The 18,458-nt window shown below is 30.0% G+C and carries 25 protein-coding genes; 14 read left to right on the top strand and 11 right to left on the bottom strand.

The genetic code is table 11. From position 1 onward, the window contains the following. Positions 1–10: 10 nt before the first annotated feature. The 3 genes from ACP15M_RS04435 (at position 11) to ACP15M_RS04445 (ending at position 1,552) form a co-directional block, all read left to right on the top strand. Positions 11–571: a Crp/Fnr family transcriptional regulator gene (locus ACP15M_RS04435; protein ID WP_425075966.1), complete on the top strand. Its 561-nt coding sequence runs from the start codon at positions 11–13 to the stop codon at positions 569–571. A 70-nt stretch (positions 572–641) separates the two neighbouring features. Next, the gene (locus ACP15M_RS04440; protein ID WP_425075967.1) at positions 642–1,091 is read left to right on the top strand and encodes a nuclear transport factor 2 family protein; all 450 of its coding nucleotides are present in this window, start codon (positions 642–644) and stop codon (positions 1,089–1,091) included. Positions 1,092–1,171: 80 nt separating this feature from the next. Then, entirely contained in the window at positions 1,172–1,552 is a 381-nt protein-coding gene (locus ACP15M_RS04445; RefSeq protein WP_425075968.1) for a hypothetical protein, read from the top strand. A 105-nt stretch (positions 1,553–1,657) separates the two neighbouring features. Here the strand turns inward: ACP15M_RS04445 and ACP15M_RS04450 are convergent, their stop codons facing one another. The 11 genes from ACP15M_RS04450 to ACP15M_RS04500 all read right to left on the bottom strand — a co-directional run bounded on the left by ACP15M_RS04450 (position 1,658) and on the right by ACP15M_RS04500 (position 9,631). Beyond that, positions 1,658–2,407 (bottom strand): GNAT family N-acetyltransferase, encoded by a 750-nt coding sequence (locus tag ACP15M_RS04450; protein WP_425075969.1) that lies wholly within the window; start codon positions 2,405–2,407, stop codon positions 1,658–1,660. Between the two features lie 2 nt (positions 2,408–2,409). Then, positions 2,410–3,366 carry an NAD(P)H-dependent oxidoreductase gene (locus tag ACP15M_RS04455; protein ID WP_425075970.1) on the bottom strand — a complete coding sequence of 319 codons (957 nt, stop codon included), beginning with the start codon at positions 3,364–3,366 and terminating at the stop codon, positions 2,410–2,412. Positions 3,367–3,657: 291 nt separating this feature from the next. Further along, entirely contained in the window at positions 3,658–4,059 is a 402-nt protein-coding gene (locus ACP15M_RS04460) for a DoxX family protein (protein WP_425075971.1), read from the bottom strand. A gap of 11 nt (positions 4,060–4,070) precedes the next feature. Continuing rightward, positions 4,071–4,691, bottom strand: a complete 621-nt coding sequence (locus ACP15M_RS04465; RefSeq protein ID WP_425075972.1) for a hypothetical protein — start codon at positions 4,689–4,691, stop codon at positions 4,071–4,073. A gap of 75 nt (positions 4,692–4,766) precedes the next feature. Further along, positions 4,767–5,354: a Crp/Fnr family transcriptional regulator gene (locus tag ACP15M_RS04470; RefSeq protein ID WP_425075973.1), complete on the bottom strand. Its 588-nt coding sequence runs from the start codon at positions 5,352–5,354 to the stop codon at positions 4,767–4,769. Between the two features lie 291 nt (positions 5,355–5,645). Next, positions 5,646–6,128 (bottom strand): hypothetical protein, encoded by a 483-nt coding sequence (locus tag ACP15M_RS04475; protein WP_425075974.1) that lies wholly within the window; start codon positions 6,126–6,128, stop codon positions 5,646–5,648. A 372-nt stretch (positions 6,129–6,500) separates the two neighbouring features. Beyond that, complete coding sequence (locus ACP15M_RS04480) at positions 6,501–6,995, bottom strand: VOC family protein (RefSeq protein WP_425075975.1); 495 nt, start codon at positions 6,993–6,995, stop codon at positions 6,501–6,503. Positions 6,996–7,015: 20 nt separating this feature from the next. Continuing rightward, a complete protein-coding gene (locus ACP15M_RS04485) occupies positions 7,016–7,198 on the bottom strand; it encodes a hypothetical protein (RefSeq protein ID WP_425075976.1) in 183 nt (60 codons plus the stop codon). 66 nt (positions 7,199–7,264) lie between these two features. Further along, positions 7,265–8,173 carry an NAD(P)/FAD-dependent oxidoreductase gene (locus tag ACP15M_RS04490; RefSeq protein ID WP_425076062.1) on the bottom strand — a complete coding sequence of 303 codons (909 nt, stop codon included), beginning with the start codon at positions 8,171–8,173 and terminating at the stop codon, positions 7,265–7,267. Positions 8,174–8,360: 187 nt separating this feature from the next. Then, entirely contained in the window at positions 8,361–9,269 is a 909-nt protein-coding gene (locus ACP15M_RS04495; RefSeq protein WP_425075977.1) for a helix-turn-helix domain-containing protein, read from the bottom strand. A 194-nt stretch (positions 9,270–9,463) separates the two neighbouring features. Further along, complete coding sequence (locus ACP15M_RS04500; RefSeq protein WP_425075978.1) at positions 9,464–9,631, bottom strand: hypothetical protein; 168 nt, start codon at positions 9,629–9,631, stop codon at positions 9,464–9,466. Between the two features lie 494 nt (positions 9,632–10,125). On the opposite strand from ACP15M_RS04500, the gene ACP15M_RS04505 reads away from it, so the two are divergent. The 11 genes from ACP15M_RS04505 to ACP15M_RS04555 all read left to right on the top strand — a co-directional run bounded on the left by ACP15M_RS04505 (position 10,126) and on the right by ACP15M_RS04555 (position 18,323). Beyond that, entirely contained in the window at positions 10,126–10,974 is an 849-nt protein-coding gene (locus ACP15M_RS04505) for an alpha/beta fold hydrolase (protein WP_425075979.1), read from the top strand. Beyond that, the gene (locus ACP15M_RS04510; protein WP_425075980.1) at positions 10,974–11,465 is read left to right on the top strand and encodes an RNA polymerase sigma factor; all 492 of its coding nucleotides are present in this window, start codon (positions 10,974–10,976) and stop codon (positions 11,463–11,465) included. Before ACP15M_RS04505 ends, ACP15M_RS04510 begins: the two co-directional genes overlap by 1 nt. Beyond that, positions 11,455–12,003 (top strand): hypothetical protein, encoded by a 549-nt coding sequence (locus ACP15M_RS04515; RefSeq protein WP_425075981.1) that lies wholly within the window; start codon positions 11,455–11,457, stop codon positions 12,001–12,003. Before ACP15M_RS04510 ends, ACP15M_RS04515 begins: the two co-directional genes overlap by 11 nt. Before the next feature lie 194 nt (positions 12,004–12,197). After that, the gene (locus ACP15M_RS04520; RefSeq protein ID WP_425075982.1) at positions 12,198–13,049 is read left to right on the top strand and encodes a helix-turn-helix domain-containing protein; all 852 of its coding nucleotides are present in this window, start codon (positions 12,198–12,200) and stop codon (positions 13,047–13,049) included. A gap of 91 nt (positions 13,050–13,140) precedes the next feature. Continuing rightward, on the top strand, positions 13,141–13,536 hold the full coding sequence (locus ACP15M_RS04525; protein WP_425075983.1) for a DUF5367 family protein: 396 nt from the start codon (positions 13,141–13,143) through the stop codon (positions 13,534–13,536). Beyond that, positions 13,533–14,018 (top strand): DUF1772 domain-containing protein, encoded by a 486-nt coding sequence (locus ACP15M_RS04530; RefSeq protein WP_425075984.1) that lies wholly within the window; start codon positions 13,533–13,535, stop codon positions 14,016–14,018. The genes ACP15M_RS04525 and ACP15M_RS04530 overlap by 4 nt, the downstream gene beginning before the upstream one ends. Positions 14,019–14,029: 11 nt before the next feature. Then, on the top strand, positions 14,030–14,866 hold the full coding sequence (locus ACP15M_RS04535; protein WP_425075985.1) for an SDR family oxidoreductase: 837 nt from the start codon (positions 14,030–14,032) through the stop codon (positions 14,864–14,866). A 274-nt stretch (positions 14,867–15,140) separates the two neighbouring features. Next, on the top strand, positions 15,141–15,611 hold the full coding sequence (locus ACP15M_RS04540; protein WP_425075986.1) for a RidA family protein: 471 nt from the start codon (positions 15,141–15,143) through the stop codon (positions 15,609–15,611). A 163-nt stretch (positions 15,612–15,774) separates the two neighbouring features. Beyond that, a complete protein-coding gene (locus tag ACP15M_RS04545) occupies positions 15,775–16,230 on the top strand; it encodes a DinB family protein (protein WP_425075987.1) in 456 nt (151 codons plus the stop codon). A 760-nt stretch (positions 16,231–16,990) separates the two neighbouring features. Then, positions 16,991–17,521 carry an RNA polymerase sigma factor gene (locus ACP15M_RS04550; protein WP_425075988.1) on the top strand — a complete coding sequence of 177 codons (531 nt, stop codon included), beginning with the start codon at positions 16,991–16,993 and terminating at the stop codon, positions 17,519–17,521. A 1-nt stretch (position 17,522) separates the two neighbouring features. Beyond that, complete coding sequence (locus ACP15M_RS04555) at positions 17,523–18,323, top strand: anti-sigma factor (RefSeq protein ID WP_425075989.1); 801 nt, start codon at positions 17,523–17,525, stop codon at positions 18,321–18,323. The last annotated feature ends 135 nt before the right edge of the window (positions 18,324–18,458 follow it).

Below are 18,458 nucleotides of genomic sequence, written 5' to 3' on the forward strand. Positions count from 1 at the left end.
AAATACACACTTGAAAAAATACTTATCATCATTTTATAATATCAGTGAAGAAATTCTAGTAGAATACATTTCACATTGGTCGGAATACTCAGCTCGAAGAAAATCAATAATTACTGAATGTGATAGAACCGAACAATATCTCTATTTTGTGAAAGATGGAATTCAAAAGTCATATTACTTAAATGAAGGAAAACAGCACGTTATGTTTTTTGCATATGCACCATCATTTAGCGGTATAGTAGAATCTTTTCTTACACAAACACCTTCCAAATACTATCTTGAAACAATCACAGACAGCACCTTTTTACGAATACCTTATACTAAACATTCTCAATTAATAGAAAGGCATAGAGAACTTGAAACCTTATTTAGAATAATCACAGAACAGTTTTTAATAGGTATTATAGAAAGACATCATCAACTAATGGCTTTCAATACAGAAACTCGTTTTAAAAAATTTGCAAAAAGAAGCCCACATTTAATAAATATGGTTTCACAGAAAGATATTGCTTCTTATTTACGAATTGATTCTACAAATTTTAGTAAACTATTCAATTCTGTTAAAATTTAAATCTTGGTTTTTACCAAGATTTAGCCTCTAAATAATCATGAAATTTGTCTCAAAATAAATTCAAAAAATTATGAGATTAATTAAACATGCATTGGTAACTGGAATAATTTTTTTTTCAATTAGTACCTATACACAACAAAAACAAACTACAATGACAAAAGAGGTTATCGTTATGACATTTTTAAGAGGCTTTGATCAACCATCAAAAATCATGGAATCATTTGACTTATTAGCAGACAGTTATCACTTTACCAGTCCAACAGATGAGAACAATTCTAAAGTTGAATTTCAAGCAACAGCCAAAGAATTAGCGAAAGTACTTACTGGTGTTGAAATTAAGAAATTAGCTGTAAGTGGTAACTGGGTTGCTGTTAATTATGTATTTAAATCTTCTATAAAAGGCTTAGAAAAAACTTCTGGCACAGAATGGTTTAGGGTAAATAATGGAAAAATTCAAGAATCACACTTAAACTATGATGCTTCAGAGTGGAGAAAGGTTTTCGCTAAAATGAAAGAGTAAAAATTATTAATCAATAGCGGTTTAAGTGTAAAGTTTAAATCGCTATTGATAGTTAATAATTATCATTTGTTAAAAAACACATGAATAAATTACAAAATGCTTTAAAATTCAATGCTTTATTTTCAAGCACATCTGGCATACTAATGATTTTATTAAACCAGCAAATTGCAAAATTATTTGGAACTAATAATAATTCTGTTTTTTGGATTGTTGGATTAGCATTGATATTCTTTGCAATAACTATATGGCATGAAGTTAAAAAACAAAGAAAAATAGTAGTTATATGGATCATTATTCAAGATTTTATTTGGGTCTTAGGTAGTATAGTACTTATTATATTTAACCCTTTTCAACTGACAGAAGTTGGAAATTTAATAATAGGAATAATAGCTTTAGTTGTTTTATACATGGGAATAAATCAAATAATGGGATTGAAAAAGACTATTACCAATACCGTATAAAATTAATTACTTGTTATAGCTTACTCATAAAACCCTACGAACTTCTATTCGGTTTGTATTTGCTATTCGTAACAAAATCATACACAAACACGATGGCAGCACATTTTATTTTCTATCAGTCTTTTTCATATCTATTTCAAAATCTTCTAATGTATAAGTATTTAAATAACCTTTATTTAAAAACCCATACTTTCGGTAAATTGGTGCTCCAAATTTAGAAGCAACTAAATGAATATTACTACTCTTGTTTTCTATTGCTTTAAATAGCAAGTGCTGTGTCATTTCTTTACCAAGACCTAAACCTCTAAACTGTTTATTAGCACCAATCATGTGTAAGCCTGAATGTTTGCTTTTATCTAAAAATAGAATTCCGCAACTTACAAATTGGTCTTTGTACTTTCCTATGAATAATTGTGTGTTCACATCTTTTAGTAAACCCATTAAAGATATAGAATGTATATTATAACCAAAAGCTTCGGATGCAATATTTGAAAATATTCTAATACCTTGTTCATCTTCCACTTTGACTATATTAGAACTTTGTTCAAAAACCATATTTGATGATACTTTAAGAGACATACCTTCTACAACAGATGTTTTTTTGAATCCGTTTTTAATTAATAGTTGATTTAGTTCATTACTTGAGTCCAAAGCTATAGCATTAGGTAAATTATGTTTTAAAATATTATGCTTTAAATTAGAGGTGTTAGTGTTGTGAAGGTTAAAGATTTTTGAGGGCCAAGTGCCTTTGCTTGATAAGAGTGTGTTATATCCATCAACTTGATGAATATAACGACCTGCCTTACCTAAGTTAGTCCAAAATTCAAATTGATGTTCAATAGGTCTCGTTCTCATAGTTATGCATGTTCTATAGATAACGCTTCAATTAATGCAGCAGAATCTTCATAAAACCTATATTCTTTTATCATCTCATCTTCAATTATACATAGCTGAACCCAATTGCTATTGAACAATTTACCTGAACTTTTTACAAGATGCGAAAACTTACCCTTGGCAATGACCAAATTTCCATTAGCCTCTACAACTGTATCTACCGTAAAATCTTTAGTTTCAAAAAGGGATATAATATTATTTAAAAATTGTTTTGCCTCCTCACGAGTACGATATATCCCATGAAGCTGTTCGGTTGAACGTTCTTCTTCTTTAACACTAACTATATAACAGTTTGGATGGAAAACATGCAGTACTTCATCTAAGTTTCCATTTGTAAATGCTTCAAAATAAGATTCTACGACTTCTTTATTGCTTTTAACAGCTTTTGTATCGTTGTTAATAAAAGCATTAAATGCTTTATCGAGCTTTTCTATCTCTAAATCGTTTTTAATTCTTTTAATATTGACATCAAAATTGCTTTCGAAACTACCTAAAGAATAAGTTGATTTTAATTTACCACCCCATAGATGAACCAGATTAGCCAAGAGACCTAAATGTGTTTTTGCTCCTGTAGCTCCTGGTGATGTACTTAACAATAATACAGGCTTGTTATCGAAGAATTTTTGATTTATTATTGATAACCAGTCTATTGTGTTTTTTAAAAAAGCTGATGGCAAACCATTATGCTCTGGTGAAGCAACAATAAACCCTTCACTTTCTTGAAAAATTTTATATAATTCTAAAATGGTTTGAGGTATACCTCTAGATTGAATGTCTTGTGAATACATTGGTGCGTCAAACTTCTTTAAGTCAATAAACCGAATATCACAATTTGAATATCTCTCGATTACAGACTGTACTAATTTTTCGTTAATTGAATCTGGATTATTACTTCCAGAAAATGCTAAAATATTTTTCATGATGTTTATATGTTAATTATTCTATGCTGATAAATACTTTGGTGAGCACTTACCTTTACTTTAGTCCTAAATATTATGGTGTGATGCTGATATTTTTCTGAATTATACATTGCAATTTTCTCATTAAATAAATCCATATTATTCTAGGCACTCACATGTTAAGTGATGAATAAGGATGTTTATCATTGATATTCATGTGATTATCTCCAAGTCGAAAACTGATTCATAAAGTTATTTACACATTATGAATACAATGACTGCTTCGACAATATCAAGGACATAACTTATGATTTAATCCCACTTAGAATTAGTTGATAAAGCATACTTACCAGCTCCTGTAAAGCACATCACAATTCCAAACATGAAGTAAATGAAAATTAGCCCCAATGACCAACCGCCATACTCATTGATACTGAAAAAATAAGGCAGTTGAACCATCAAAATTGCTACTAAACAATTTATGGCAAATACCAACCCTGCAAGTTTAGTTCTAAAACCAATGATGATTAATAATGGCGCTACAATTTCACCAATATATACACCATAACTTAAAAATGTTGGAAAACCATAACTGTCTAACATGGTTTCAATTTGAGAAACACCGCTTATTATTTTCGAGATACCATAGACAAGCATTGTAGCTGATAATGTTATTCTTAATAAAAAAAGTCCTAAATCTTGTTTTGTTTTCATAATATGTATGTTTAAAAATTATACTTAAATGCAATTCCATAATTTTCCAGAGTCTTTTCAGCTTTTTTAAATTGATCAAAATTAAAAGCCATACTCAATTGAAAAGCCTCTTTTTTAAGTCCTATTCTAATTTGTTGAATTCCTCTGTCTAAATATTTCAAATTGGTATTAAATACTGTAAAAAGACTAGAGAATATTTCGATTGATTCTGTTATGGGTTTTGAGTAATAGAGACTTAATGATTGCTCTAACGTAAACCCATCTTGATAGGTACTACCTACTGCATATGCTGCTTTAAAATTAGAAAAGCTTAAAAGGTATTGGGTTGTTACAGATATAAAACTCCCTGGGTTTTTTACACCAAAAGCAACGTTAGTTTTGAAAGATTTATTAGGAGAATAAGACAACATATTTCTTATAAAAAAAATATTGTTGTCTTCGTTATTATATTCTGTATCAAAAAGCGTTACATTATTTATAGACCAACTTTCTGAAAAATTGTAATCTACAAAATGTTGGTATGAGACAGCTCTATTGCCTAAGGTTATTTCTGGAAAGAATTTAGTATTCTGTGCGTAAGAATAGAAAGTCCCTATTACTATAAGCTGTATTAACAAAATTGCTTTTTTCATGACCCTGTTTTGTTTTATGGGTCAAAGCTATAGATAGGACTAAAGAATAAACTTAAGGTATATTAAGAAAGTAAATCAAGAATGTTTTTTTCGTAAATAACTCAGAAATTCTGGTGTTATACCCAAATAAGAAGCAATGATATATTGAGGCACACGTTGTTCAATATTTCTATATGATTTAATAAATTCGGTATACCTTAAATAAGCATCATTGCTCATTCCATCAATAATGCGTTCTTGCGTGGTTATATAAGCATTTTGGATTTTTATTCGAAAAAAATGAGAGATTGCAGGAACATCAAAATAGAGTTTTTCTAATTTTAATCTAGGAAGTTGAACGAGAGTTGTTGTTTCTAATGCCTGAACATACATTCTGGACTTTTTTCTACTTAAATAGCTGTATAAATCATTTATCCACCATTGCTCAATTCCCAATTGCAACGTATGTTCTTGAGCATTTTCATCTAAATAATAGCTCCTCATACAGCCATTAACTATAAAATTCATTGAATTAGAAGTTTCTCCTGGTTGAATTAAAAACTCTTTTTTATTAAGCTCCTTAAATTCTATGATATTAGATATTTTTTTAATATCACTTTCACTTAAATCAACATCTTTATTTATATGGTCTATAAATAACTTTACATCCTTATTATTTGTCATTTATTCAGAATTGTTTAAACATTAAAACCTTTTCAAAGTAAATTACCTTTTTACAAATTTCTTCTGTAGTTAAAGTAAATTTAGATGTTATAGTTTAATAAGTTTCCATTTTGATTCTTTCTTTAAATAAAATGTCTTTATTTAGATGGAGTAAGCTTGCTCACAAGATGTTGTATATAATTAGTTGCGTTGGCTAGCACTAAGTTAATAAAAGAATGTGAGCCAGAGTAAAATACGTAAGATTTTCCGAGTAAGCTATAACTAGTAATTATATTGTTACCATAGTAGTTTTTAGTTATAATTCAGCCTAATAATTCTCTCTCCAATGACTAATTCATCTATTAACTCATCTTTATCAAATGAAGGTCTAAATTGAGCAACTATTTTTCTTTTCTTTTTAGCTTTTAACTTTTGCTGTAATTTATTTGTTCTAGCAGTTAATTTCATTGACATCACTACAAAGTCAATTTTATGAAGTTCTCCATTTGTGTCACGAATATAAATTTTATCAAAATCAATTTCTTGAGATTTAGAAGAATTGTTTCTAAATTCAAATACTATCGTTATAAATCGCCTCCCTTTTTTTGCAACAATATTATTTGCATAATAACCATTACCTCGGTCAATCATTCGTTGTTTTGTTAATCCGAATATTCTAAATTCTATATTTTCAGAATATTCATAAAATGCTTTTCTGTCGAGCTTTTGAGCAGTCACATTTAATGAGAACAGTAATAGAATCAGAAGTAATTTATTCAGTTTTAGTTTTTTCATATTTATTTGTCAAAATGACTTTTCGCTATTATTACCAACAAGGTCGTGTATGGCAGGTAGCTTATTTTTTTTAGAAATTTACACAAAACTTATTACTTTAAACAAAAGATTGGGATGAATTTAAGCCTTGTGTTGTACACATTGTTAATGCTAACTATAGCAATATTCATTTTTTCCTATTTTGCAACCTACAATCTAAGATTTTCATACCTACCTTGCTTCACCTACTTTTGAGTTTTTTGTTATGTCATAACTTAATTTTGAACTTAGTATATATTAAAGATAATAGATTTATGTATAATCTTTAGCTGGTTTAAGTGCAAACTTGAACCGTCATCATTTATAGACTTTATTTGTTATGCGTTTGCTTTTTTAATTTGGAGAATGAAGTCCGATTTTATTTCCTTCTGAATCGTGGAAAATAGCGAAAAATCCACTCTCGTCTGCATGTGGTGTTTTTGGAATAATAATTTTCCCACCATTATCTTCTACTTTATCAAGAATCGTTTGCAGGTTATCTCCACCATTCAAGTAAATTGTAACTCCGCTGGCGGAAGGTTCATAACCTTCACCTTTCATAATAACTCCTGTAACCACTTGGTCTTGGTATGGAAATAGACCCATTACCATTCCTGGAAATTCTAATTTTTCAATTTCAACTCCTAAAATTTCTTTGTAAAAATTAATGGCTCGTGAAATGTCTGTTGCCGGAATCTCAAATATTGAAATAAAACTGTTCATATTCTTATTATTTTTAATTGTTATCTCTTTAGTATTATTTGATTCGGAAGCAGAAACTCCTTTATTTTTACAGGATACAATGCCTAAAGTCAAGGCAAAAATTATAATAGGCATACTGACTTTCATTTTCTAACTGTAGTTTATGTTTATTCTTTCATTATTTCACAATTTAATTGTGATTTCTTCATCATTAATATTATCTGCTCCGTATCAAAATATTCTCCTTCTACTCGCAATACTGTATGTCCTTGCGGAAAAGGCAAACTTGTTTCGTCCATATCAAAATTGACTTTTAATTTGGGATATACCTGTTTAACAGATGTCACCATTTCCATAGCCTGACATTTTCTTTTAATATCTGTTATATACACTTCAACCATAACTGTCTTATTTCCTTAAAAATGTTCATTAGAAAGTTCCATATTTATAATAGCACCAACCATATTTCCTGAAGAAATTGCGTTGGCTACCGAACGTATTCTTGTACAGTTATCTCCACAGGCGAAAACATTTTCTATAGTTGTTTTGTTCATCATATCCACTTGAATATATCCTTGTTCATTAAGTTCGCATCCTAATGTTTCAGGTATGTCAGAGTGTTGTTCAAAAGGAATAGCAGCATAAGTTGCTTCAAAATGTGCCTTACTATTGTCCTTGAAAACTACATTTTTAATATGCCCATTATCATGTTCGATTTCAATAATCTCTTTTTCGATAATTGTTATATTATTTTTTCTAAGTTTTGATAATTGTTCAGGATTAAAGGTTGCTTTTCCATTTGTTAAGATTGTCAGATTTTCGGTAAGGTTTTTTGCCATTGGTGCCAGATGAAATGCTACATCACCATTAGCAATAATCCCAGTTTTTTTGTTCCTAATTTCATACCCATGACAATATGGACAATGAACTACAGAAATTCCCCAACAATCAGAAAAACCTTTAATTTTAGGCATTAAATCTTTAATTCCAGTTGCGAAAATTAATTTTGAAGCTTTGAAATTTTGATTTTTAGCGGTTTTTATTTCAAAACCATTCTTTGTCTTTATTCCAGATACAGCAAAATCATTCAGAAATTGTATGGTTTCATATCTCTCCACTTGTCGTTTTCCAATGGAGGCAATCTCATGAGGAGGAACTCCGTCCTGTGTTAAAAAATTGTGCGAATGTGGTGTTTGTCTGTTGCATGGTAATCCACTATCAATGATTAAAACACTACGCAACGAACGTCCAAGTGTCATTGCTGCAGATAAACCCGAATAGCTTCCACCAATAATAATTACGTCAAAATGTTGTGAGTCACTCATAGAATTGTATTGTAAGTTTTTTAAACTGAAAGGAAATGAAAATGCCGTTAAAGCCATACCACTTTGTTTAATAAATGTTCGTCTGTTGGTAGTATTCATTCCTTAGTTTATTCCGTTTTTCTGATAGCAAAATTAGAATGAATATTTTTTGATAGGTAGGACAACCCTAAAGTCGAATAGGATTTTTTTAAAATTGTTTAAATTCTTTCCGAAAAGCTTCTGGAGAATAACCTGTATGTTTTTTAAAAAAGCGAATAAAATAAGATGGATCATCATATCCTAGTGTAAAAGCAACCTCATTGATTTGGTTTGAGGTGGCCAATAAGCTTCTTTTCGCTTCCAAAATGATTTGTTCATTAATAAGCTTTGAGCAAGTTTCTCCCACCATTACTTTAGTTAATGCATTGAGTTGATAACTTGTTAAGTTCATCATCTTAGTATAATCTGTTACCTGTTTATGCGTGGTAAAATGTGTCTCTATTTGCTCCATAAGTTCCTCAAAACGTTCTTGATGGTACAAATTTTCAGAATCTATATTTGTTAAGTCATTATGACCATAGCGAATAATTTCAGCAAATAGAATATCTATATATGACTTAATAGAATGCTGATAATTAAATGCCTTTTCATTGTGTTCTAGAAGCATAGCATCGAGTATTTTTTCTAGTTTTTGAAAACGTTTCTTACTAAAAACATAATGATTGTTTCGTCCCAGTTTTCTAATTAGCATATTGCTTTGTTCTTTTGCCGAATTATAAAACTCGCGGTTGAACTGAATCAAGTAGCCTTGGGCTGGGGAAGTAAATTGTACTTGATGCACTTGACCTGGTTTTAAAAAGAAAAATGTATTTTCTGCAATCGGATATATATTAAAATCAATATTATGTGAACCTTTTCCTTTTTTGACAAACAATAGATAGTAGAAATTATGACGATGGGGTTTTGAGGGAGGCAAGTCCTGAAAATCTGCTATTGTAGATTTTCGGATAATAAATTTTTCTGAACGATCTTGGTCAATTTGAACTATTGGGATCTGTTTGTGCTTACTTTTCACTAGTATGCTTCTATTTGTTGTAATTACAGCCAACGTATTCATGTTATGACTAGTTGTGTTGGCTAGCACTAAGATAACAAACTATTACAAACCAGAGAAAATCCGTAGGATTTACAGAGTATACACAGACTAAGCAATTAGTTACCCACTGTGTTATAAAAACTTTTTTTATAAAAGTATGAAATACTTATAATAAATTCATGCTTTAACCTATATGCTATACTGTTAATTATAATTTAGTTGCAAGAACATCCGCAATAATATGTACCACCTTCAAACGATGTTGAACCATCATCCCAAACTACCATATAACGAATTGTCACAAATCCCCAAAAACATGTTTCTGTTTTAGGCCTTACAAATATGGCTTTTTTCTTCTCCTTCTTTATTAATGAAGAATTCAATTTAGTTGTTTGTAAATTTCCCTCATATTCTTTTACAATAGATTTTTCAGTTTTTAAATCAGTTATGGTAGAATTAATTGATAAATAATTTTGAGAAAATCCATAAATTCCAAATAAAATAGAAGTTAATAATTATTGTTATTAATGTTGCTAATGTGTTTGTATATGATTTATACAAATGAAAACGGCTAACTTTCAGTTGAAGCAAATTACTTTGTTAAAAGATAGTATTTTTTCCACAAAAAAAAAGTAATCATACAGGTATGTAACTAATTACGAGTTATAGCTTACACGTAAAATCCTACAAATTTTCAATTCGGTTTGTATTCGCTAAATTACACAACAAACCACGTAACTAAATTTAATCGAACATGTCGTGCAACATTTGAGAGCCATTATTGGAGAATAATTTGGCTTTGTTATATGTTAGTTTTAAAATAGAATGTAACATTTTTTAATTTCCCCATCTAAAGAGAAATCAAAACTTAAAAACAATGAAAAATGTTATTTTATTATTCGTCTCGTTTGTATTTTCTTTATCAATTTACGCAAAAAATGAAGGTCAGCCTGTCTATGTTGAAGTTACAGGAAAAGGTAAGCCTATTGTATTGATTCCAGGCTTTACAGTTCCTGGAGACATTTGGAATCCACTAGTAAGAGAACTGGAAAAGAATTATGAATGTCATATAGTAACTTTAGCTGGTTTTGGAGAAAAAGAACCGATAGAATTCCCTTGGCTACCTAAAATTAATGAGTCTCTAAAAAATTATATCTTAAAAAACGAATTACAAAATACTACCATAATTGGACACAGTTTGGGTGGAACAATTGCCACTTGGCTTGCAGCACAAAATGATTTAAAACTTTCAAAAATCATACTAATAGATTCGCTTCCTGCTTCAGGCGCATTGATAATTCCTAATTTCAACCCTGAAAACTTGATGTATGAAAGTCCATATAACAACCAACAACTAGCAATGGATGATGTAGCTTTTGAGCAAACTGCCATAGCAATGTCGAAAAGTATGAGTCTTAAAAAATCAGCTCAAGAAAAAATTAAAAACTGGATACTAGAATCTGACCGAAAAACATATGTTTATGGATATACAGATTACCTTAAATTGGATCTTAGAGAAAACCTAAAAAACATTTCGATTCCAGTTACTATAATTGCAGCATCAAAACCATATGGTGAAGAAATGGTTAAGCAAACTTATAAAAATCAATATGCAAATTTAAAAAATTACAATTTTATTATAGCAGAAGATAGTGCTCATTTTATAATGCTTGACAAACCTGATTGGTTTTTAAAACAAATACAAACGATATTATCATCTAAATAATGATTACAGAACAAGAATTTACTAACATCTATAATTTACAAGCTTCTAAAGTTCATAGGTTATGTTTAGGATATGCATCAGGAAATAATGAGCTGGCAAAAGAATGGCTTCAGGAGACTTTTATAAAGGTATGGAAGCATAGAAACTCATTTAAAGGGAAATCATCTATAGACACTTGGATTTATAGAATTGCAGTAAATGTTTGTTTAGGGGATTTACGTAAATCAAAAAAAAGCATCACTATTAATGAAGACTTGTTATCTAATAGCATCTATGATGCTAACAAAAACGATGATGAAAAAAATATCAAAAAAATGTATCAATGTATAGATCAACTAAACGAGCAAAACAAAGCATTGATATTATTAGAACTAGAAAGCATACCGCAAACTACTATTGCAGACACCGTTGGTTTAGCACACGGAACATTAAGAACACGTTTGAGTCGTATTCGAAAATCACTTTTAAAATGTATAACAAATGGAAAATGACAACTTAAATAAATTATGGGATAATCAAGCTAATGATATATCAAACCTTAATCCCAAAGACATAATCACAAAAGCAAAGAAACAACGCAACAGTCAATATATTAGTATTACTATTATGTCGTTAACAGTGGCTATACTCATAATCTATGCTTTTTATTATGCGTTCAATCAATGGAATACCTTTAATTTAGGTTTAATTTATATGATTTCGAGTCTTACACTACGAATTATATTGGAGTTTAATTCGTTATATCTCAAAGAAAAACGTCTCATTTCGATGACTCAAAAATCTTATCACGCCTATCTAAAAAAGTATTACAAAGCTCGACAAAAGTTAAATTATGTTATTACACCAATTTGCATTGCAGTTTACATCTTTGGATTTTATTTGCTACTACCTTACTTTAAGGAGTATTTTTCTAAAGGATTCTATAATTACATCTTAATTTCAGGTATTCTTTCTCTTATTTTTGTTATTGCTATTATTATTAACAGTATTATCAAAGAACAACGTTTTTTAAAACAATTGCATAAATGATAAAAATATTAAATTAAGTAAAAAAACATGTGATAACAACGTGTAAAGCTCATTGCTCTTTTTGTGATTACGAGGAAAACTCTAAGAGTTTTCCTCTGGCTCGCATTCTTTTATTAATTTAGTCCTTCACCAACGTAACTAACTATATACAACACATTAGTAATAATTACACTCGCTTGAGATAATTTATTAAAATGAATCGTGAAATAATAGATATAAATGATTATACAATTTTGTTGGAAGAGGCTTCTACCAATAATAATTTAATAGACTCATGTGTTTTTGACGAACCCGTAATAGCAATTGCCTTTTACGGTGCTGGTGATGTTAGACTTAAGGTAAAGTTTGACGGAAAAGTTAAAGAGTTTCATCACACCAAAGGTATGGTGCTTTCATTTTATGCAGATAATATGGTAGAGTTTGAACATCATGTTTCTAAACTAAAATCGTTACAATGTTTAGTAATTGCTACAACTATAAAAAACATAAACAAATTACCAAATGGTGAGGGGCAATTTTTAGAACAATTTTTATATCAATTAATTCACCCAAAAGATCATTATGTTGAAGGTCCTGTATTTAATATGAGCCCAGAGATGTTTCAATTAGTTGAACAATTCTTTAGTAATACTTACGAGGGTGAGATTAAAATGATGTTTTACAAAAGCCATATCACAGCGTTACTATCTCATTATTTTGGTCAATTGGCAAAACAGCAAAGCACAAAACTTAATACTTCGCAAATAGAAAAAATTAATCTTGCTCAAGAAATTTTATTATCCGATTTAGAAAATCCACCTTCCTTAACAGAATTAGCCAACAGAATTGGAATCAACACTAATAAACTTAAAATAGAATTTAAAGCACAGTTTGGCGTTCCTGTTTTTAAATACTTACAAAACGAACGCTTAAAAAAAGCCTACAGTTTAATTAAAAACGAACAAAAGTCAATTCAAGAAGCCGCTTGGGCTGTAGGCTACGATAGTTTAGGTTCTTTTTCTAATGCTTTTGAAAAAAAATTCGGATACAGACCTAGTCGAGTGTAAAATTCTTTTTGAATAAATCATAATTCCTTCGGAATAAGTCGCTAGAAGACAACTGCTATAGATTTGCATCATAATTAAAAAATCAAAGATTATGATTAGTAAAAATTTATTTAGCATTGTATGTGGCATGCTCATTTGGGTTTTAGGCGTTAGTTTTTACCTCTTATCATTTTATGTTTCTATTTTAGAAAATCTTGAACTACAATCTAATATTACTTTGGCTTTAGGTATCATACCTTGTGCATGTTTAGGAACATATTTGTTTTATACTAAAAGTTACATAAAACCATCTGCATTAGCATTTACATTCGTTATTGTAGCGACGCTTCTAGATGTAATAATCACAGTTCCAGTATTTATAATTCCAAATGGCGGAAGCTATTCTGGTTTTTTTGGAGACCCAATGTTTTACATCATTGTCATTGAGTTTTACTTCATTGTAAACTATTTCGGAAATCATTTAACCAATAAAAAAATCAAAGCATGAAAACTATTGTTTTTTTTATAACAGTTTTATTGAATGCGCTTTCCACAGGTTTCTTCTTCGCTTGGTCTGTTTCAGTCATATTGGGAACAAAAAAAGTAGGTCATTTAGCATATTTGGAAACAATGCAAAGCATTAATAGAGAAATTTTGAATTTGATGTTCCTTATTGTATTCTTTGGAAGTTTAATCACATTGGTGCTAACTACTTATTTACAGTCTAACAACAAAACTGTATTTGTGTTAGTGTTGGCATCAACAATCATATATCTAATAGGCACTTTTGGAGTTACAGTATTTGGAAATGTTCCCCTAAACAATGAACTAGAAGCACTTAATATTATCAATCTCAACTTAATAGAGCTAAAAGATTTTAGAACCTATTATGAAGATACTTGGAATCAGTTTCATGGTATAAGAACCATTTCAAGCATGGTTTCATTTAGTCTATTACTCATATCAATATTTATTCAAAAAACATTTTAAAACAATTCATTATGAAAACAAACATTTTAGTTATCGGAGGAACCGGAAAAACTGGTCGCCGAGTAGTCGAGCAATTACAAAACAAAGGAATTGAACCAAGGATTGGTTCTAGAAGTTCATCACCAAGCTTTGATTGGGATAATAAAGACACTTGGGTAGATGCCTTAAATGGTATTGAAAAAATGTATGTGACTTATTATCCAGACCTAGCAGTTCCAGGAGCTAAAGATGCTATAGAGAGTTTAACTCATTTAGCTATAGAATTAGGGGTAAAGAAAATGGTTTTACTTTCAGGAAAAGGTGAAACTGAAGCTGAAGCTTGTGAAAAAATTGTTATGGATTCTGGTATCAACTATACAATAGTTAGAGCTTCATGGTTTAACCAAAACTGGAGTGAAAGTTTCTTTTTAGAGCCAATTCTATCTGGAGAAGTTGCATTACCAATGTCTGATATTTTAATTCCATTTGTAGATGCAAATGATATTGCAGAAGTAGCGGCAACTGTATTACTAGATGACACTTATAATGGTGAAATTATTGAAGTAACTGGCCCAGAATTAATCACGTTTAAAGATATTGTGAATATCATTTCAAGGTCTAGCAACAGAAAATTAAACTTCTATGACATTACATTAGAACAGTATATTGATGGTATGAAACAAATGCAAATACCCAATGATGTTGTTTGGTTAATCGAGTATTTATTTAGTCATGTTTTAACCAACCCAAAAAATCAATTGGTAGTTAATGATATTGAACGAGTTCTAGACAGAAAAGCAAAAACATTTCTAGAATACGCACAAGAAACTGCTAAAACTGGCATTTGGAGTCAAGTTAAAGTTCAATAACCATTACTAACAACATGTATAAGTAATAGCTCATTATCTATTGTATCGAGAACGCCAATTACAAATAACTTTAGTATTTTTACTCAAAGCAACATAACATTAGGCTTAAGCTAGCGCCTAAAAGTTTAAGCCTAATAGAAAGGTGTTGTGATTAATTTGACACAAATGAATGGAATTTTGAGAGTCTCTCTTATTAATGCCTCGTAGACACTTAATATTAATTACAACAAAAACAATTAACTGAACTCAAATAAAATAACCTCATAAAACAGAAGTGAAAAATCTAAGCCCAAAAGAAAATTTAAAAAACCTCGGACTTGAGCTTCCTGAAATATCAACACCAGGTGGAAGTTATGTTTCGGTAAACATTAGAGAGAATATTGCTTACATCGCAATTCAATTTCCAATTTTAAATGAAGAATATCTCTATCAAGGTCGTTTAGGAAACGAAATATCGACTGAAGAAGGCTACCAAGCTATGCAATTATGTGCTTTAAATGTGTTGGCTCAAGTGGAAAATAAAATAGGATTTGATAGAGTTATCGGACTGAATCATATGGATGCTTATTTTCAATCTGGAACCGATTGGGACGACTCACCAATTGTCGTAAATGGAGCGTCAGATTTGTTTGTTAAAGTATTAGAGGAAAAAGGAAAACATTCAAGAGCCATCTTTGGAGTTGAAAAACTTCCGAGAAATTTTAGTGTTGGATTGACTGCTACATTTACAATTAAAAAAGAATAACAGCAGAACAAAAAAGGCTCACAACAATGTACAAAATTAATTACTAGCACTCGCCTACTTATGAAAATTATTACTGATTTTCTATTCGGTTTTTAGTTGCTGAATCACACAACAAAATCATACACAAACACGTTACCTCTCGTAAAAAACAATGCACAAATCGATGGAGTCAACATTTAAGACTTGGAAAACAAGTAGAAATCTATATTTGGAATATTTTAACAACTATACCTTGAAACAATTAAATAAAATCCCTGAAGGATTTAGTAATAATTTAATTTGGAATATTGGACATATAATAGTTGCTCAGCAAGCATTAATATACAAGTTATCGAACTTACAAGGGTATCTTTCAGAAGAATTATTTGAACTTTATAAACCAGGAACAAAACCAACCGAACAGACTTCTGAAAAAGAAGTTATCGAATTAAAAGGCCTTTTAATATCACTAATTGAAAAAACGGAAACTGATTTTTATAATGGTAAATTTACGACCTTTAATGAAAGAATGACGGGAACAGGATTTCACTTGAGTTCTCTAAAGGAAGCGTTCGAATTTAATAATTATCACGAAGGGTTGCATTTAGGCTTTATGACAAATATTCGAAAATTCATTTAAAAACATGTGTGGTAATAACATGTAAAGCTCATTGCTAATGCTCTATGGCATCAAAAAACAACTGTATATTACTAAGTGTTTAGGTTAACTAATTGAGATATGAGTATATTTATAAGTTATAATGGGAGTTGGCATTCATTGCATAATACACTAAAAACCATTCAAAATGAACAGATTAATAACTAATAGAAATTTGACAATTATAAATTTTGTAATTGTATTCTACTTTATTTTGATTTGGCTGATTAACTTTTATAAAATAGATTTTGTATTAATTGGAGTTTTTAGAGAAATATTGACAATACCATTTCTCATTGCACAAATTTTATTTTTAGTCATCGGAATAATTTTTTTAATAAAAAATCAAAGAAATATAATGACAATAATTAGTGTTTTATCATTAACTATTTCTGCGATTATTACAATAAAAAGTTTCTTTTAAATCGGATTGAGTAATTATAAAAAATAGAAATAAAAATTACAATCTAAAACAAACAACTAAATGGTAACAACGTATACAACTAATTGCTACTCGTCTACTCATGTTACATCTATACGATGGCTACTTATTTGCCAAATGAGCTTTCCTAAAATAGATTGATTAAAAATTAATCAAGTATCGTCAAACTAAAACATAGGAGTACAAACTCACAGATGAATATATATTGGCAAATTAAAATCATACCATAGTTACAAAAATCTACTGTTTAGTGTTCTTACGCTTTTATTTATATATTTACAAAACTTAATCATTTACTACATGCAACTAGAAACACTCATTTCTCAATTTCAAAAGAAAGACGAGAAAGCCTTTGAGCAATTATATAATATGTATAGTGATAGTATGCATGGAGTAATATATAATATCGTGAGAGATCGTGATATTGCTGAAGAGGTCATGCAAGATGTATTTGTAAAAGTTTGGCATAATGCAAGTCGTTATAATGCTAGCAAAGGTCGTTTTTTTACTTGGATACTTAACATTTCTAGAAATGCAGCTATAGATAAAACGCGTTCAAAATCTTTTAAAAACTCTGGTAAAAACCTCGACGCCCAATTTTTCGTAGATATTTTAGAAACTCATGAGAGTTTAAATGATAAAACTGATGCCATAGGTGTTAAAAACTTTGTAAGTAAACTTGCAAAAAAATGTATTGAAGTTATAGAGCTTCTTTACTTTAAAGGTTTTACACAAAAAGAGGCCTCTGAAACTTTAGAAATGCCTATCGGAACTATAAAAACACGAAACCGAAATTGTATTAAGGAATTGCGCCAAATGCTGCTGAAATAAAATGGATTTAAAAGCTTATATAGAATCAGGAATATTAGAACTGTATGTTACTGGACAGCTTTCTGAAAAAGAGAATCAAGAGGTTTATGAACTTATGCGTCAACATCCAGATATCTTACAAGAGGTTTTAGAAATTGAATCGGCTTTAATGAAACTTGGTGCTGCAATTTCTCCAGGTGTTAGTAATGCAACCATTACTATTATAAAGGAGCATTTAAATTTTAAAGACGAAAACCAAAAGGTGATTTCAATGCCTAAATCAAGAAACAAATGGTTTACATATACAGGTTGGGCTGCCGCATTAATTTTTGGAGCTGGATTGTTATGGACGATTAACCAAAACAATCAGTTAGAAGAACAATTAAGTGATGCCGATATTCAAAATAGATATTTGGAAACTCAAATTGAAGCCGCTCAAACCGATTTAGCTGCAAAAGAACAATTACTTACTGTATTGCGTGACCGAAACATTATTTCTGTGCCTCTAGGTGGTCAAGGCAACTTTACCGATGCCTATGCTAAAGTCTATTGGAATAAAGCAGACAACAACATTTATTTAGATGCTCAAGGACTTCCAGATGCTCCTAAAGGCAAAGTATGGCAAGTATGGTCCTTGACTTTAAACCCTTTAACTCCAACAAGTTTAGGTACTATTGATGATTTTAACAGCGATGATAATAAAATCTTTGAAATTGTCAATGCCAACCAAAGTGAAGCTTTTGGGATAACCTTAGAACCTGCTGGAGGTAGTGCATCACCAACAATGGAACAACTTTATACTCTAGGTGTAGTAACACCATAACATTAACAATACTCGTCTTATTTTAAGCTTTATATGGTCAGGTATTAGTAGGTTATAAAAAAAACACCTACTAAAAAAGTAGGTGTTTCCAACCAACAAAAAAACTCAAACATACCATGACCCTACATGGTAAAC

The sequence above is a fragment of the Psychroserpens sp. S379A genome, from assembly GCF_049800755.1.
In the GTDB taxonomy this organism is placed as follows: domain Bacteria; phylum Bacteroidota; class Bacteroidia; order Flavobacteriales; family Flavobacteriaceae; genus Psychroserpens.

Excerpts from the sequence above, each read along its gene's own strand:
- ACP15M_RS04440 (WP_425075967.1), top strand. The coding sequence starts at position 642 with ATGAGATTAATTAAACATGCATTGGTAACTGGAATAATTTTTTTTTCA.
- ACP15M_RS04445 (WP_425075968.1), top strand. The coding sequence starts at position 1,172 with ATGAATAAATTACAAAATGCTTTAAAATTCAATGCTTTATTTTCAAGC.
- ACP15M_RS04450 (WP_425075969.1), bottom strand. The coding sequence starts at position 2,407 with ATGAGAACGAGACCTATTGAACATCAATTTGAATTTTGGACTAACTTA.
- ACP15M_RS04455 (WP_425075970.1), bottom strand. The coding sequence starts at position 3,366 with ATGAAAAATATTTTAGCATTTTCTGGAAGTAATAATCCAGATTCAATT.
- ACP15M_RS04460 (WP_425075971.1), bottom strand. The coding sequence starts at position 4,059 with ATGAAAACAAAACAAGATTTAGGACTTTTTTTATTAAGAATAACATTA.
- ACP15M_RS04465 (WP_425075972.1), bottom strand. The coding sequence starts at position 4,691 with ATGAAAAAAGCAATTTTGTTAATACAGCTTATAGTAATAGGGACTTTC.
- ACP15M_RS04470 (WP_425075973.1), bottom strand. The coding sequence starts at position 5,354 with ATGACAAATAATAAGGATGTAAAGTTATTTATAGACCATATAAATAAA.
- ACP15M_RS04475 (WP_425075974.1), bottom strand. The coding sequence starts at position 6,128 with ATGAAAAAACTAAAACTGAATAAATTACTTCTGATTCTATTACTGTTC.
- ACP15M_RS04480 (WP_425075975.1), bottom strand. The coding sequence starts at position 6,995 with ATGAAAGTCAGTATGCCTATTATAATTTTTGCCTTGACTTTAGGCATT.
- ACP15M_RS04485 (WP_425075976.1), bottom strand. The coding sequence starts at position 7,198 with ATGGTGACATCTGTTAAACAGGTATATCCCAAATTAAAAGTCAATTTT.
- ACP15M_RS04490 (WP_425076062.1), bottom strand. The coding sequence starts at position 8,173 with ATGAGTGACTCACAACATTTTGACGTAATTATTATTGGTGGAAGCTAT.
- ACP15M_RS04495 (WP_425075977.1), bottom strand. The coding sequence starts at position 9,269 with ATGAATACGTTGGCTGTAATTACAACAAATAGAAGCATACTAGTGAAA.
- ACP15M_RS04505 (WP_425075979.1), top strand. The coding sequence starts at position 10,126 with ATGAAAAATGTTATTTTATTATTCGTCTCGTTTGTATTTTCTTTATCA.
- ACP15M_RS04510 (WP_425075980.1), top strand. The coding sequence starts at position 10,974 with ATGATTACAGAACAAGAATTTACTAACATCTATAATTTACAAGCTTCT.
- ACP15M_RS04515 (WP_425075981.1), top strand. The coding sequence starts at position 11,455 with ATGGAAAATGACAACTTAAATAAATTATGGGATAATCAAGCTAATGAT.
- ACP15M_RS04520 (WP_425075982.1), top strand. The coding sequence starts at position 12,198 with ATGAATCGTGAAATAATAGATATAAATGATTATACAATTTTGTTGGAA.
- ACP15M_RS04525 (WP_425075983.1), top strand. The coding sequence starts at position 13,141 with ATGATTAGTAAAAATTTATTTAGCATTGTATGTGGCATGCTCATTTGG.
- ACP15M_RS04530 (WP_425075984.1), top strand. The coding sequence starts at position 13,533 with ATGAAAACTATTGTTTTTTTTATAACAGTTTTATTGAATGCGCTTTCC.
- ACP15M_RS04535 (WP_425075985.1), top strand. The coding sequence starts at position 14,030 with ATGAAAACAAACATTTTAGTTATCGGAGGAACCGGAAAAACTGGTCGC.
- ACP15M_RS04545 (WP_425075987.1), top strand. The coding sequence starts at position 15,775 with ATGGAGTCAACATTTAAGACTTGGAAAACAAGTAGAAATCTATATTTG.
- ACP15M_RS04550 (WP_425075988.1), top strand. The coding sequence starts at position 16,991 with ATGCAACTAGAAACACTCATTTCTCAATTTCAAAAGAAAGACGAGAAA.
- ACP15M_RS04555 (WP_425075989.1), top strand. The coding sequence starts at position 17,523 with ATGGATTTAAAAGCTTATATAGAATCAGGAATATTAGAACTGTATGTT.